Source organism: Nocardia nepalensis, from assembly GCF_048910785.1.
Taxonomy (GTDB): domain Bacteria; phylum Actinomycetota; class Actinomycetes; order Mycobacteriales; family Mycobacteriaceae; genus Nocardia; species Nocardia nepalensis.
The window spans coordinates 326,372-340,051 of sequence record NZ_JBKBET010000020.1 but is presented as its reverse complement, the minus strand read 5'-3'; the positions used below and the strand labels follow the sequence as shown (position 1 = coordinate 340,051).

General features: G+C 65.8%; 10 protein-coding genes. 6 read left to right on the top strand and 4 right to left on the bottom strand.

Annotation, left to right across the window (positions count from 1 at the left end):
- The first annotated feature begins 227 nt into the window (after positions 1 to 227).
- Positions 228 to 1,331 carry a methyltransferase gene (locus ACHQ4I_RS12780; protein ID WP_420771923.1) on the top strand — a complete coding sequence of 368 codons (1,104 nt, stop codon included), beginning with the start codon at positions 228 to 230 and terminating at the stop codon, positions 1,329 to 1,331.
- On the opposite strand, the gene ACHQ4I_RS12775 is transcribed toward ACHQ4I_RS12780, so the two are convergent.
- Entirely contained in the window at positions 1,328 to 1,552 is a 225-nt protein-coding gene (locus ACHQ4I_RS12775; RefSeq protein WP_420771922.1) for a hypothetical protein, read from the bottom strand. The genes ACHQ4I_RS12780 and ACHQ4I_RS12775 overlap by 4 nt on opposite strands.
- A 247-nt stretch (positions 1,553 to 1,799) precedes the next feature.
- Between ACHQ4I_RS12775 and ACHQ4I_RS12770 the strand changes: the two genes are divergently transcribed.
- The 3 genes from ACHQ4I_RS12770 to ctaD all read left to right on the top strand — a co-directional run bounded on the left by ACHQ4I_RS12770 (position 1,800) and on the right by ctaD (position 6,490).
- Positions 1,800 to 2,948 carry an alpha-hydroxy-acid oxidizing protein gene (locus tag ACHQ4I_RS12770; RefSeq protein WP_420771921.1) on the top strand — a complete coding sequence of 383 codons (1,149 nt, stop codon included), beginning with the start codon at positions 1,800 to 1,802 and terminating at the stop codon, positions 2,946 to 2,948.
- A gap of 168 nt (positions 2,949 to 3,116) precedes the next feature.
- Entirely contained in the window at positions 3,117 to 4,421 is a 1,305-nt protein-coding gene (locus tag ACHQ4I_RS12765) for a glycosyltransferase 87 family protein (protein WP_420771920.1), read from the top strand.
- A gap of 362 nt (positions 4,422 to 4,783) precedes the next feature.
- On the top strand, positions 4,784 to 6,490 hold the full coding sequence (gene ctaD / locus ACHQ4I_RS12760) for an aa3-type cytochrome oxidase subunit I (protein ID WP_420772667.1): 1,707 nt from the start codon (positions 4,784 to 4,786) through the stop codon (positions 6,488 to 6,490).
- 95 nt (positions 6,491 to 6,585) lie between these two features.
- Here the strand turns inward: ctaD and ACHQ4I_RS12755 are convergent, their stop codons facing one another.
- Positions 6,586 to 7,530 (bottom strand): hypothetical protein, encoded by a 945-nt coding sequence (locus tag ACHQ4I_RS12755; RefSeq protein WP_420771919.1) that lies wholly within the window; start codon positions 7,528 to 7,530, stop codon positions 6,586 to 6,588.
- Between the two features lie 372 nt (positions 7,531 to 7,902).
- Between ACHQ4I_RS12755 and ACHQ4I_RS12750 the strand changes: the two genes are divergently transcribed.
- Positions 7,903 to 9,852, top strand: coding sequence for a bifunctional copper resistance protein CopD/cytochrome c oxidase assembly protein (locus ACHQ4I_RS12750; RefSeq protein WP_420771918.1), 1,950 nt, complete (start codon positions 7,903 to 7,905; stop codon positions 9,850 to 9,852).
- A gap of 1 nt (position 9,853) precedes the next feature.
- On the opposite strand, the gene ACHQ4I_RS12745 is transcribed toward ACHQ4I_RS12750, so the two are convergent.
- A complete protein-coding gene (locus tag ACHQ4I_RS12745; RefSeq protein ID WP_420772666.1) occupies positions 9,854 to 12,121 on the bottom strand; it encodes a heavy metal translocating P-type ATPase in 2,268 nt (755 codons plus the stop codon).
- Between the two features lie 41 nt (positions 12,122 to 12,162).
- A complete protein-coding gene (locus ACHQ4I_RS12740) occupies positions 12,163 to 12,906 on the bottom strand; it encodes a zf-HC2 domain-containing protein (RefSeq protein ID WP_420771917.1) in 744 nt (247 codons plus the stop codon).
- Between the two features lie 66 nt (positions 12,907 to 12,972).
- On the opposite strand from ACHQ4I_RS12740, the gene sigC reads away from it, so the two are divergent.
- Positions 12,973 to 13,539 (top strand): RNA polymerase sigma factor SigC, encoded by a 567-nt coding sequence (gene sigC, locus ACHQ4I_RS12735; protein WP_420771916.1) that lies wholly within the window; start codon positions 12,973 to 12,975, stop codon positions 13,537 to 13,539.
- The last annotated feature ends 141 nt before the right edge of the window (positions 13,540 to 13,680 follow it).

The window sequence follows — 13,680 nt, the reverse complement described above, 5'->3', positions numbered from 1 at the left end:
TGCTCCTGAATTCCGAGTACGGGCCAGTCGACGAACCCGCAATCACGTTATCCACCTGCGGTAATCGTGCAGTAACCGCGAAAAGCCTTCGTATGCCGCCGCACTTTCGGATCGAATAGGGGTAATCGATAGGGGTTGGCCCGCCGGGGTCGCTGGGGTGCAGTGGTCGCGGAACCGAACCGGGTGTTCGGGGGGAGGCGGGAACACGATGCTCGAGGAGACCAATGATGCACTCGCCCAATGCTCTTCCGCCGCCACGCATCGCGCACGCCGTCGAACGCCTGCGCGCGCGGCTGCGACGGCTGGCCCAACGCCTCGCGCCCGCACCGATCGGCGTGCTGGAACTGGCCGAGGGCTGGCTGATGACACAGGCCCTCTACACCGCCGCCGCGCTCGGCATCGCTGATGTCCTCGCCGACGGGCCGTGCTCGGCCGAGCGGATCGCGGCCGCGGTACACGCCGATCCGGACGCGACCTACCGATTGCTGCGGGCACTGGCCAGCCGGGGCGTCTTCGCCGAACTGCCCGAACGACGGTTCGCGCTCACTCCGATGGCCGATACCCTGCGCGCGAACTCGCCGAGGACCGTACGGCCGGTGCTGATGATGCTCGGCCACCCCGCGGTCTGGGTCGCGCGCGGCCAGCTGGTCCACACGGTCGAGACCGGCCGATCGGGTCATGAATTAGCGCACGGCACAACCGGATTCGACTATATGGCGGAGCATCCCGATTTCGCCATGGGCTTTCACGAGGCGATGAAGGTGACCACCCAGCTGTCGGTCGGGGCGATACTGGCCGCCTACGATTTCGCCCGATTCGACCGGATCGTCGACGTCGGCGGCGGCAGCGGATATCTGCTCGCCGCCATCCTGCGCGCCGCGCCGTGCGCCAACGGCGTCGTCTACGACCTGGATTCGGCCACCGCCACCACCGCGGAGATCTTCGACCGCGCCGGGGTGGCCGATCGCGGCGCGATCGAGAACGGCTCGTTCTTCGACTCCGCGCCGCCCGGCGCCGATGCCTACGTGCTCAAACACATCATTCACGACTGGCCCGACGAACCGGCCGGAAAGATCCTGCGCTCGGTGCGTGCCGCCATCGCACCGCACGGCAGACTGCTGCTGATCGAATGTGTCGTCCCGCCGCGCAACCGGGCACACTTCAGCCTCTGGCTCGACCTGGAGGTGCTGCTGTCCATCGGCGGCCGGGAACGCACCGCCGCCGAATACGCCGACCTGCTCGCACGCGGCGGCTTCCGGCTACGTCGCGTGGTGGCAACGGCCGGGCCGCATTCGATTATCGAGGCGGTGCCGGATGTGGGGGAGAGCTAGAACTCGCCGTAGGTCGCGGGGTCCGCCAGTGCGCCCTCGGCGGTCCGTAATCGGTCGGTGAGTGCCGTGAGTAGGTCCATGGACTCCGTGGACAGGCCGAGCGCCAGATGCACGAGGCGGCGTAGTGGGCCGCTCAGGATCTGACTCGCCACGAGGATGTCGTGGTCGTTGGGTCTTGGCAGGTAGTCGAGGTTCACGGCGCGGTTCTCACAATCTGTCATCTGTTCCCGGATTACCCGTCGCTACAGCGGTTGGTCGCGCTACAGCAGGTACGGCCATCGGACCTCGATGCGCAGGTCATCCGGTTCGAACCACTCCGGCACTGTGACGCACATCGCACAGAATCCTTCGCTGTGTCGTGGTCGAATGTTTCGCGGTTCGTCCGGCCTTTGATCGTGGACATTAGCGTCTAGTATCCGGGCAAGTGGAGGCCACCCCTCCGATCATCCCCTAACGAAGGGCAGAACAGTGGCGTTCGCCGACTATCAGAATGAGATCTACTTCGCCGCACTCGGCGGGCACGCACCGGATTTCCCGATGGATTACCTGACGCTGGAGGCCAAGGCCGCCGCCGCGATGCCCGCGTCGCTGCACTCCTACATCGCGGGCGGAGCCGGTGACGAGCTGACCCAGCGGCGCAATGTCGAGGCGTTCGCGGACTGGGGTGTGATACCTCGGATGCTCGTCGGCGCGAGCGAGCGCGACCTGGCGGTCAACGCATGGGGACTCACCTTCCCGAGCCCGATCTTCATGGCCCCGGTCGGTGTGATCGGGTTGGTCGGCGATAAGCACGGTGATATCGCGGTCGCCGAGGCCGCCGCGAAAACCGGTGTGCCCGGGGTCTTCTCGACGCTGATGGAGGATCCGCTGGAGGAGGTCATCGGCCACGCGGGTGCGACGCCGAGCTTCTTCCAGCTGTACACGCCGAAGAATCGCGACCTCGCCGCGAGCCTGGTGAGCCGGGCCGAGAAGGCCGGATATCGCGGCATCACGGTCACCTTGGATACCTGGGTGCCCGGCTGGCGTCCGCGCGATCTTTCGATCGGCAATTTCCCGCAGCTGCGCGGGCACGTTTTGAAGAACTACACCAGCGATCCGGTATTCCAGCAGATGGTCGGTTCCGACGACCCGCAGTCCATCGTGCTGCACTGGGTGCAGACCTTCGGAAACCCGCTCACCTGGGACGATCTGGCGTGGTTGCGGTCGCTGACCGACCTGCCCATCATCCTCAAGGGCATCTCCCATCCCGACGACGCGCGCCGCGCGATCGACGCGGGCGTCGACGGCATCTATTGCTCCAATCACGGTGGGCGCCAAGCCAATGGCGGCCTCAGTGCGCTGGAGACGCTGCCCGGGGTGGTCGAAGCATGTGCGGACCGGGTGCCCGTGCTCTTCGATTCCGGTGTGCGCTCGGGTACCGATGTGATCAAGGCGCTCGGATTGGGTGCGACGATGGTCGGCATCGGCCGCCCGTACGTGTACGGCCTTGCGCTGGGCGGGGTTTCGGGTCTGGTGCATGTGCTGCGGATGATCCTGGCGGAGGCGGATCTGCTGATGGCGGTCAACGGTTATCCGGATATCGCCGCGGTGCGCGAGAATATCCGGCCGCGTCGCTGAAGCGGGTGTCATCGGGCTGATCAGGAAGCGGGTCAGCGACGCTCGACCCGCTCGCTCACCCGAGGACGGTGCTACGCGGGCAGGGGCGCAACGGCCGCGGTGTGCGGCGCGCGGCGAGTGCCACTAGCGTGGGGCGGCGAATCAGCACCCGATCGCTGGGAGATGAGCGTGCCATTGTCGACGATCGAGAACACGCAGGCGCCGTCCGCGGCGCCGACCACGCCGGAGCGTCGCACGATCCCCAACGTCGCGTTCTGGGCGATCTCGGTCCTCGGCGCGGTCGCCGGTGTCTGCTACATCGTGCAGGTTCTCGCGACGCCGCAGGTGATGATGCATCTGATGGATCTCAGCGTCTACCAGATCGCCGGGCACCGGGTGGTCGACGGTGTTTCCGTCTATGACACCCCGCTGCTCGGCCACACTCGCGGTGTCTGGGAGTTCGTCTACACCCCGTTCGCCGCACCGCTGTTCGTGCCCCTGGTCGGCCTGCACGGTGACCTGTACACCTATGTCGGCGCATTGGGGAACTTCGCGATGCTGACCGCATCGGTCTGGGCGGCATTGTCGATGCTCGGTTATCGGCGGGACCGGCGGCTGGTGTTCTCGGCTCTGCCGATCGCCGGACTGCTGATGTGGTGCGAGCCGGTCCGCGAAACCATGGCCTTCGGCCAGATCAACATTCTCCTGCTACTGCTGGTGCTCGCGGATATGGCGCTACCCGACTCGTCGCGCTGGAAGGGGGTGCTGACCGGGATCGCGGCCGGAATCAAACTGACCCCTGCCTTTTTCGTGGTCTACCTGCTGGTCACCCGCAGGTACCGCGCCGCCGGCACGGCGATCGGCGCGTGTGCCGCGACCGCACTCGTCGGTCTGGCGGCCATGCCCAAGGATTCGCTGACGTTCTGGAGCGGTGCATTCATGGACCCCACGCGCGTCGGCGTTCCGGAGAACCCGCGCAACGAATCGCTGCGCGGCCTGCTCGCCCGGACCGTCGGTGTCGGCGGTGCGCACCAATTGCTCTGGCTGGCAGGCGCTCTCGCCATCGCCGCCATCTGCCTGATGCTGGCGCGGCGACTGTCGCTGGCCGGACACGAACTGCCCGCCGTCGTGCTGTGCGGACTCACCACCACGGCGGTGTCCCCGTACAGCTGGGTGCACCATTGGGTCTGGCTCGCGCCGCTGCTCGTGTACCTCGCCGACCTGGCATTGCGCCGCGGTGGTGTGCTCGCACCGCTCGGATTCCTGGTGGCGCTGGTGGCCGCGTCGGGTGGTTTGATCTCCCTCTTCGATCCCACGGTGGTCAGCATCCTCGACTATCCCCTGGGCAGCCACCTCACGACGGTCTTCCACAACGGGTACATCTGGCTGACGGTCGCCCTGTTCGGGGCTGCCGCAGTGCGGTTACCACGCTCGGTGGACGATCGTGACAGTTGGCTGGTGAGGATTCGGCCCGCGTTCGATCGCCGGAACTAGCGCCGCATCGCCACCGGATCCATCGCGGCGAAGGTCGTCGACCGTGCGCCGCACCCACCGCATTGGAACTGCACGCCTAGGTCGAAGAACCAGTTGATCCGCACGTAGCAGGGATCGCACATGAGGTCGGCGCCGCTGATCTGGCAGCACGGTTGCTTGCGGAGCGCGAGGCGGCCACACATCACACGGTCATCGCAGATATGGCTCATACTGCAGACCGGCGCACCGGCGTCAATGGGGTCAAAGCGGGCATGTCAGTGATCGAATAGGCGCATAATCCGGACAAGGCTGATCGGCGATCGGAAGGTGGCACGGTCGTGGCTGTGACTCAACTCGAAGCGGTCCGGCCCTATCCGCAGCGGATGGGACCGAAGGGCTCCTATGTCTGGAAGATGATCACGACCACTGATCCCAAGGTGCTCGGGGTCATGTACATCGTCACGTCGATGGCGTTTTTCTTCATCGGCGGCCTGCTGGCATTGCTGATGCGGGGCGAACTGGCACGGCCGGGCCTACAGTTCCTATCAACGGAACAGTTCAATCAGCTGTTCACCATGCACGGCACGATCATGCTGCTCTTCTATGCGACGCCGATCGTATTCGGCTTCGCCAATGCGGTATTACCGCTACAGATCGGGTCGCCGGATGTCGCGTTTCCCCGACTCAACGCATTGAGCTATTGGATGTATCTATTCGGCGCCTCGATCGCGACGGCCGGATTTGTCACTCCCGGCGGCGCGGCCGACTACGGTTGGACCGCGTACTCGCCGCTGACCAGTATCCAACACGCACCCAGCGCGGGTGCGGATCTGTGGATCATGGGGTTGGTGTTCGGCGGCGTCAGCACCATCCTCGGTGCCGTCAACATGTCCACGACGGTGGTTTGCCTGCGTGCCCCGGGAATGACCATGTTCCGTATGCCGATTTTCACCTGGAATATCTTCGTGACCAGTGTGCTTGTGCTGCTTGCCTTTCCGATTCTGGCGGCGGGGCTGATGGCGCTGGAGGTCGACCGGCACCTGGGCGGGCACATTTACGACCCCGGAACCGGTGGGACGCTGCTGTGGCAACACCTGTTCTGGTTCTTCGGGCATCCCGAGGTGTACATCGTCGCGCTGCCGTTCTTCGGCATCGTGTCCGAGATCTTCCCGGTGTTCAGTCGAAAGCCGATTTTCGGTTACACGACGCTCGTATACGCGACGCTGGGTATCGGCGCGCTATCAATGGCGGTGTGGGCGCATCACATGTACGCCACCGGCGCCGTGCTGCTGCCGTTCTTCTCGTTCATGACCTTCCTGATCGCGGTTCCGACCGGTGTGAAGTTCTTCAACTGGATCGGCACGATGTGGCGCGGTCAGCTGACCTTCGAGACGCCGATGCTGTTCGCGCTGGGCTTCCTGGTGACCTTCCTCTTCGGTGGTCTGTCCGGCGTCATCCTGGCCTCGCCGCCGCTGGACTTCCACGTCACTGACACCTATTTCGTGGTCGCGCACTTCCACTACGTGCTCTTCGGCACCATCGTGTTCGCGACGTTCGCGGGTATCTACTTCTGGTTCCCGAAGATGACCGGACGGATGCTCGACGAGCGCCTGGGCAAATGGCACTTCTGGACCACGCTCCTCGGTTTCCACACCACCTTCCTGGTGCAGCACTGGCTGGGTGCGGAGGGCATGCCGCGTCGTTACGCCGACTACCTGCCCAGCGACGGATTCACCACGCTGAACACCATTTCCACGATCGGGGCGTTCCTGCTGGGTGCGTCGATGCTGCCGTTTATTTGGAACGTCTTCAAGAGCTACCGTTACGGTGAGGTCGTCACCGTGGACGATCCGTGGGGTTACGGCAACTCGCTGGAGTGGGCCACCACCTGCCCGCCGCCGCGGCACAACTTCTACGAGCTGCCGCGGATCCGGTCCGAGCGTCCCGCCTTTGAGCTGCACTACCCGCACATGGTCGAGCGACTGCGCGGCGAATTGCACGTCGGCTGGGGTTCGGGTGCCAAGCATGCCGCAGCGGTCGCGGAACTGACGAAAGCCGAGACCGGCGCCGCCGAAGCGCCCCCGACGTAACCGTCCGGCCAGGGGCGCTCGAACTCGCCGTCGTGCATGCCAGCGGTGCACGCGTCCCATTCACCGGGGTAAAGATGAGGGGCGCGCTTGTCATCTCATACGTCGCTCCACAAATACGAATGGACGAATGCGAGTCCCATACTCATCCAGGAATCGATGTATGCCTGTCCGCACGTGCCGACGGAGCAGGAGGAATCGCAGTTCAGCCACGATCCGATCGATACCACGTAAGGATCGGAGTTCTGCATATCGACGGAGATCTTGAATGTCGTGGTGTCCATTCGGCCGGAGTCGTTCTTGTACCTATCCGGGCCGCCACTGATCGTGTCGCTGTCGATCATGACCGAGTTCGTTCCGCCGATCTGCTCGCCGTTCTGCCAGACCGCCAAGAAGAAACCGACCTTCCACCACGCTTCGCCGTCGCCCAGCCAACTGGTCGGACCGATCAAATGTGATTGGTATTCATAGTTCAACCAGGGCACTACCTCCGCGGTGACATAGCGTCCACCCCGCAGGACAATGTGGAATCCGAACTCGCCGTATGCGAGGTCGGGCTCACCGGCGACCGATTTGCACTGCAGCGCATATTGATCGGCGGGATCGGACGAGAACTCCGTCGAGTCCCACAGATCGCCCCAGTTCCAGTAGGAGTACGACTGCGGACTGACGATCGACGTCGCACCGGCCTGGCCGACGGTGACCGGTGACCACGTGCTGATATGTGCGGGGTTGTAATCGAATTCGGCCACTCGCCCCACTCGCCGTGCACTGTCGTGCGGCAAATACCTGTGCTCGCGCTGGCCGACCTTTCGTATGGTGCCGAGCGCATCGTCTACTTCGGCCGAGCGTGCCGGGCCACAGTGCTCGGCGATAATGCGCTCGGCCTCTTTGCGGGCCTTGGATCTCTCCCGATCGGCCCGCAGCCCGTCGAGCACCGCGGCGCGCCGCGCGGCCGTCACCTTCTCGACCTCCGCCGCCACCGTGGCTTGATCGGTCACGATCTCTACCGGCTGCGCTCGGCCCGCCTTTATCGTCCCCATGGCTCACCCCTCGATACGTTGATCGCCTACCTGAGTAAGGATCCCGCCGCGGGGGTGAGCGCATCGCGGAGTCCGCAAACATACCGACGGGATTTCTTCGGCCAGCTCTGCGGCGATATCGAGGACACCGCAAACGCCGCGTTGGCCACCAGAGTGCTTGTGCCGCTGTAGAACACCATCCCCGAATCATCGCGCTGTTCGCTGTTCCATCAGGGCAAGGGCAGATGCTCGACTTCGCCTGAACGATCTGCCTGTGACGTGCGTCGCACCGCGGCCCGGGAACCAGCATCGGGCCGCAGCCGACCTGTGTGCGAGGGCTGGTACGCCCGAATTCCTTGGCAGATCTTTCTTTTCGCGGATTGGTGGCAAAACGTGCAGGTCAAGCGCTCGCCCGACCACCTCATCTGGCTGATCGCGGCCGTCGCCTGTGGCGCGCTCGTTGTCATCTCCGTGACGGCAGCCGGTGATATGCCCTACCGCCGGGCAGGTCTCGCCTATCCCGGATTCATCGATGTCCTGACGTATGTCGCGCTGCGGGTGGTGTCCGCGCTCGCGGGCGCGGCCACTGTCGGCGCGCTGATCTACGCGCTGTGCTGCACCGTAGTCACCGCGCGCGGGCGCGTCGATGTGGACGGGTATGCCGGGGTCCGGGTGGCCGAGCGGGCGAGTCTGGTGTGGCTGGTTTCGGCGCTGATCCTGATTCCGGTGAGCGCGGCGAATGTGGGCGGGCTGTCGATGGGCGCCGCGCTGGAGCGCGGTGCGGTCGGCGCGCTGATCGATGCGAGTGAGAAGCCGAAGGCGTGGATCGTGGTCGCGGGGCTGGTCGGTGTCATCGCGCTCGTGACCCGGCTGACCTTGGCGTGGACCGGTCTGGTGGCGCCGACCGTGCTGGCGCTGCTCGCGGTCCTGCCGCCCGCGCTGGTCGGCAATGCGGGGGAGGGGCCGAATCACGACTTCGCGACCGGCGCGATGATCATCTTCCAACTGGCGGTTTCGGTGCTTCCCGGGTTGGCGTGGTGTGTCGCGGCACAGGTGGGCCGCAATGGTTCTCACGTATCGACCGCGGTTCGACGCTACGCACTAATCGGAATGTTGTGCCTTGCCGCGGCCACACTCAGCGGGCTGGTGCTCGGCGCGATCCTATTGCCGTGGTCGGCCTTGTTCAGCACCGGATACGGGCGGCTCGCACTGCTGGTGGTCGCGGCGGCAGTCGGCATCGCGCTGATGCTGAGGAAGACTGGAACCAACCATGATTCGGCTCCATGGCTGATCGCCGGCACCGGTGCGCTTTCCGCGGTGGCGATGGCCGCATTGGTGTCGATGGCCGTCCAACCCGCCCCGGCCTTCGCCGATCGATCGTTCACCGCAGAGGAGGTCTTCCTCGGTTTCAACCTGCCGGGTAAGGCCGACATCTGGCACCTGATCACCATGTGGCGCTTCGATATCGTGCTCGGCACCGCGGCGCTCTTCGGCATCGCGCTGTACGCGGCCGGGGTGCTGCGACTGCGGCGACGCGGCGACACCTGGTCGCCTCGGCGCACCCTATCGTGGACGAGTGGCTGTGCGGCCCTGCTGATTTCGACGTCATCGGGCATCGGTACCTATGGCTACGCCATGTTCAGCATGCACATGATCACGCATATGGCCCTGAATATGTTCGTACCGGTGCTATTGGTGCTCGGCGCTCCGGTCACCCTGCTGCTGCGCACCGTGCCCGCGGCGTCGAAGGACGCGGTTCCCGGTGTGCGCGAATGGGTTCTGTGGATTCTGCATTCGCGCCCGACCGCGGTTCTGGCCCATCCCGGCACCGCTATCACCGCCTTCGTGCTCTCGCTCTACGGCCTGTACTTCACGCCGCTATTCCAGAGCCTGATCCGCTATCACTGGGGGCACGTGCTGATGAACGTGCACTTTCTGATCATCGGCTATCTGTTCTACTGGGCGATCATCGGCATCGATCCGGGCCCGCGCCGGCTGCCGCACCTGGGTCGGCTGGGAATGTTGTTCGCCATCATGCCTTTCCACGCATTCTTCGGCGTCGCGGTGATGTCGATGAACACGATTATCGGCGAGCGGTTCTACCAGCAGCTCCAATTGCCCTGGCATATCGACCTGATGGCCGATCAACGGGTCGGCGGCGGAATCGCCTGGGTCTCCGGCGAAATCCCGATCCTGCTCGTGGTCGGCGCACTGCTGACCCAGTGGGTGGCCCAGGATCGCCGCACCGCGGTGCGCACCGACCGCAAGGACGACGAGTACGGGGATTCCGAACTCGCCGCCTACAACGCGATGCTGGAGAAGCTGGCGCAATCGCGCCGCTGACTCAGCGCGCGAGCCGAACTCGCCGCAGCCGCAGGCTGTTCGACACCACGAAGAACGACGAGAACGCCATGGCCGCGCCGGCGATCAGCGGATTCAGGAATCCGAGCACGGCCACCGGGATGGCGACCACGTTATAGCCGAAGGCCCACACCAGATTTCCCTTGATGGTGCGCAGGGTGGCATGCGCGAGTTCGATGGCATCGGCCACGGCGGCGAGATCGTCACGGACCAGGATGACATCGGCGGCCGCGATCGCGACATCGGTGCCCGCGCCGATCGCCATCCCGAGATCGGCGGTGGCCAGCGCCGCACCGTCGTTGATGCCGTCGCCGACCATCACGATGCGGCGACCCTGTTCCTGCATGCGGGCGATCAGTTCGACCTTGCCCTCCGGAAGCAGTTCGGCGACAACCTCATCGATGCCGATCTCGTCCGCTACCGACTGGGCGGCATAGGCATTGTCGCCGGTGAACATCATGACGCGCAGGCCGAGTGCGTGCAGCCGCGCGATGGCGTCGGCGGCGGTGGCCTTGACGGTATCGGCGACCGCGATCACCGCATGGGCCGCGCCGTCGACCACGACCAGCACCACGGTGCGACCCGCGCGTTCCTCTTGGCGCACCGCACGACTCAGCGTCTGCGGCACGACTATGCCGCGATCATGCAGCAGGCGCAGGCGTCCGACCATCACCTCTCGGCCCGCGACCGTGCCGCGCGCACCCAATCCCGGTAGTGCCGTGAAGGATTCGACTTCCGGCAGTCCGTCGAGCGTTGCCGCGGCGTGCCGGGTGATGGCCGCGGCGACGGCGTGTTCGGAGGCCGCCTCCACCGCACCGGCCAGACGCAGCGCCTCGGCCTCGGTCGAAGCATCGGTCAGGGTGACCGCGACGACGCTCATCGCGCCGTTGGTGACGGTCCCGGTCTTGTCCAGCACCACGGTATCCACGTCACGAGTGGCCTCGAGCGCCTGATGGCCCTTGATGAAAATGCCCAGCTGCGCACCGCGTCCGGAGGCCACCAGCAATGCCGTCGGAATCGCCAGCCCCAGCGCGCACGGGCACGCGATCACGAGGACCGCCAATGCCGCCGAGGCGGCCGGGTCGACGCCGGAACCGAGCAGCCACCAGGTGGCGAAAGTGCCAGCCGCCACGGCGAAGACGAACGGGACGAACACCGCCGAGACCCGGTCCGCGACCCGCTGCATGCGCGCCTTCCCGGTCTGCGCCTGCTCGACGAGCCGGATCATGCCGGACAGCTTCGTATCCGCGCCCACCGCGGCGGCCTCCACGATCAGGCGACCGGTGAGTGCGGTGGTGCCGCCGATCACCGCCATGCCCTCGGTCACATCGACCGGGATGGATTCGCCGGTCATGGCACTGGCGTCCACGCTCGACTCACCGGACACCACAAGGCCATCGGTCGCGATGGTCTCGCCGGGACGCACGACGAAGCGCTGTCCCTCGACGAGTTCGCCGATGGGAACCCGCATTTCGCGATTGTCGCGGGTCAGCACCGTGACCTCGCGTGCCCCGAGTGCGGCCAGTGCCCGCAATGCGCTGCCCGCCGACCGCTTGGCCTTCGCCTCGAAATACCGTCCGGCGAGCACAAATGTGGTGACACCAGCGGCCGCTTCGAGGTAGATCGAATCGCCGGACCAGAACGCGTCCCATACGCCATCGGGGGTTTCGGTCCGGTCCGCGTGCAGGAACATGGTGTCCAGTGACCACAGCGTCGCGGTCGTCACACCGACCGAAACCAGGGTGTCCATGCTCGCGGTGAAATTCTTCGCACCCGCCAACGCCTTTCGATGCAACGGCGCGGCCGCCCACACCACCACCGGCAGCGCGAGCACGGTCAGGATCGCCTGCCAGCCGGTGATCCTGGTCGCGGGCACCATCGCGAACATCACCGACAGATCAGCCAGCGGGAAGAACAGCAATAGCGCGACGACCAAGCGGCGGAACAGATCCCGGACCGCGGCCTCCTCGGGGGCCGAGGAGATCGGGCCGGTGCCCTCGACGATCGGCTCCGCGCCATATCCCGCCGCGACCACCTCGACGCAGAGCTGCTCGGCCGAAATATTCTCGGCCGCATCGACGGTGGCGACGCCGGTCGCGTAGTTCACCGATGCGAGCACGCCGTCGACCTTGTTGAGCTTGCGCTCCACTCGGTTCGCACAAGCGGCACAGGTCATTCCGGATACCGCGAGCGAGACGCGGGTGGTGGCACGCTCCGGCAACGTAGCGCGGTCGGTAGGCTCACCTAGCATCGAATTGCTGCGCAGTGCGGTGTTCATAAAGTTCCGTTCGATCAGGCGGCAGGATCTTGGGTCGAGCGCAGATGGCCGGTGCGGCGGCCGAATTGGGCGCCGGGCGGCAGGACGAGTTCGGTGGGCGCCGGATTGCTCGCGCGGGTCGGCGGTGAGGTTTCCGGCCGACGGGTGCGATGCACCACCACGACCAGCACCAGCGCGGCGACCAGGATGCCGTGTGAAAGCACCCGCGAGACCGGCACGACTCCGGAATACAGATCGCCGATGACGAATGCGCTGAGCGCCGCGACCAGCACGCCGAGCACGGGCAGCACGCCCGATGTCGCATACGGCCGCACCGCGCAATAGATGAACCCGATGCCGATCGCGAGACTCCACGCGGTGGACTCGTTCATCAGGTGCCGGGTCATCTCCGCACCGTGATGGTGGGTCATGCCGAAGTCGAATCCGGCGAACTGGCCGATCGCCAGTGCGCATTGCACGACGCCCAGCAGACCGAGTAGCAGCCGGGTCCACTCCGACCGGCCGACGCCGGAAAGCGCTGTGCGCCAACTCGATCCGCGCGGACGCTCCAGGTCGGCGGCGGCGAAGATCGCGTCGGTGAGGTCGGGCGTGTAGGCCGAACTGCCGCGCAGCAGGCGCGAGGTCTCCACGGCGGCGGCGTACCAGGAACAGCACTGCGCGCACTGTTCCAGGTGTTCGTCCACGCGCGCCGCGGGCACGGTTTCGCGTTCGCCATCGATCCGGGCCGACAGCGCGGTCCGGCATACCTTGCACTCCACGTCCAAATAGTCGGCCACCACGACCACAAAGTTCCCACGGGTCGTCCGCGGGTTATTGTCGACGTCATGCCGACGCCCGCCGAGGATGACGAGACGACGCAGCTGGCACTCGCGGCGGCGCGTGGGGATCGACGAGCTCTGGAAGCTTTCATCCGGGCCACCCAGAAGGATGTCTGGCGATTGATGGCCCATCTCACCGAGCTGTCGCGCGCCGATGACCTCACGCAGGAGACCTATCTGCGCGCGCTGGGCAGCATCAAGCGGTTCGAGGGCCGCTCCAGCGCCCGGACCTGGTTACTTTCCATCGCGCGCCGCGTCGTCGTCGACCAGGTGCGGATGGCCGTGGCCCGGCCGAGCGTCGCTCAGGGCGTCGACTGGGTGGCCGCGGCCGACCGGCAGGTGGGGCGGCGCGACGGGCTCGCCGACATCGTCGAACTGAATCTGTTGCTCGCGGATCTTTCCGATGCTCGGCGTGAGGCATTGGTGCTGACACAGGTGCTCGGGTTGTCGTATGCCGAGGCGGCCGCGGTCTGTGGATGTCCGGTCGGAACCGTGCGGTCCCGGGTGGCACGCGCGCGTGAAGACCTTATCGCCGCAACACGTTTCGGTGGTAAGCGCCGCGCCAACGGCTGATCCTTGGCACACCGGCTGACTCTCTGGTGCGGCGGCTGATCCTTGGCGCACCGGCTGATCCTCTGGTGCAACGACTGTCCCTCTGGCAGAACGACTGATCCTTTGGCGCATTCGCTCATTCTCGGGAGCCGCGCCATCGGC

What these genes read in the sequence shown, in the direction of transcription:
- ACHQ4I_RS12775 (WP_420771922.1), bottom strand. Translation starts at nt 1,552, where the DNA reads ATGACAGATTGTGAGAACCGCGCCGTGAACCTCGACTACCTGCCAAGA.
- ctaD (WP_420772667.1), top strand. Translation starts at nt 4,784, where the DNA reads ATGGGACCGAAGGGCTCCTATGTCTGGAAGATGATCACGACCACTGAT.
- ACHQ4I_RS12745 (WP_420772666.1), bottom strand. Translation starts at nt 12,121, where the DNA reads ATGCTAGGTGAGCCTACCGACCGCGCTACGTTGCCGGAGCGTGCCACC.
- sigC (WP_420771916.1), top strand. Translation starts at nt 12,973, where the DNA reads ATGCCGACGCCCGCCGAGGATGACGAGACGACGCAGCTGGCACTCGCG.
- ACHQ4I_RS12755 (WP_420771919.1), bottom strand. Translation starts at nt 7,530, where the DNA reads ATGGGGACGATAAAGGCGGGCCGAGCGCAGCCGGTAGAGATCGTGACC.
- ACHQ4I_RS12780 (WP_420771923.1), top strand. Translation starts at nt 228, where the DNA reads ATGCACTCGCCCAATGCTCTTCCGCCGCCACGCATCGCGCACGCCGTC.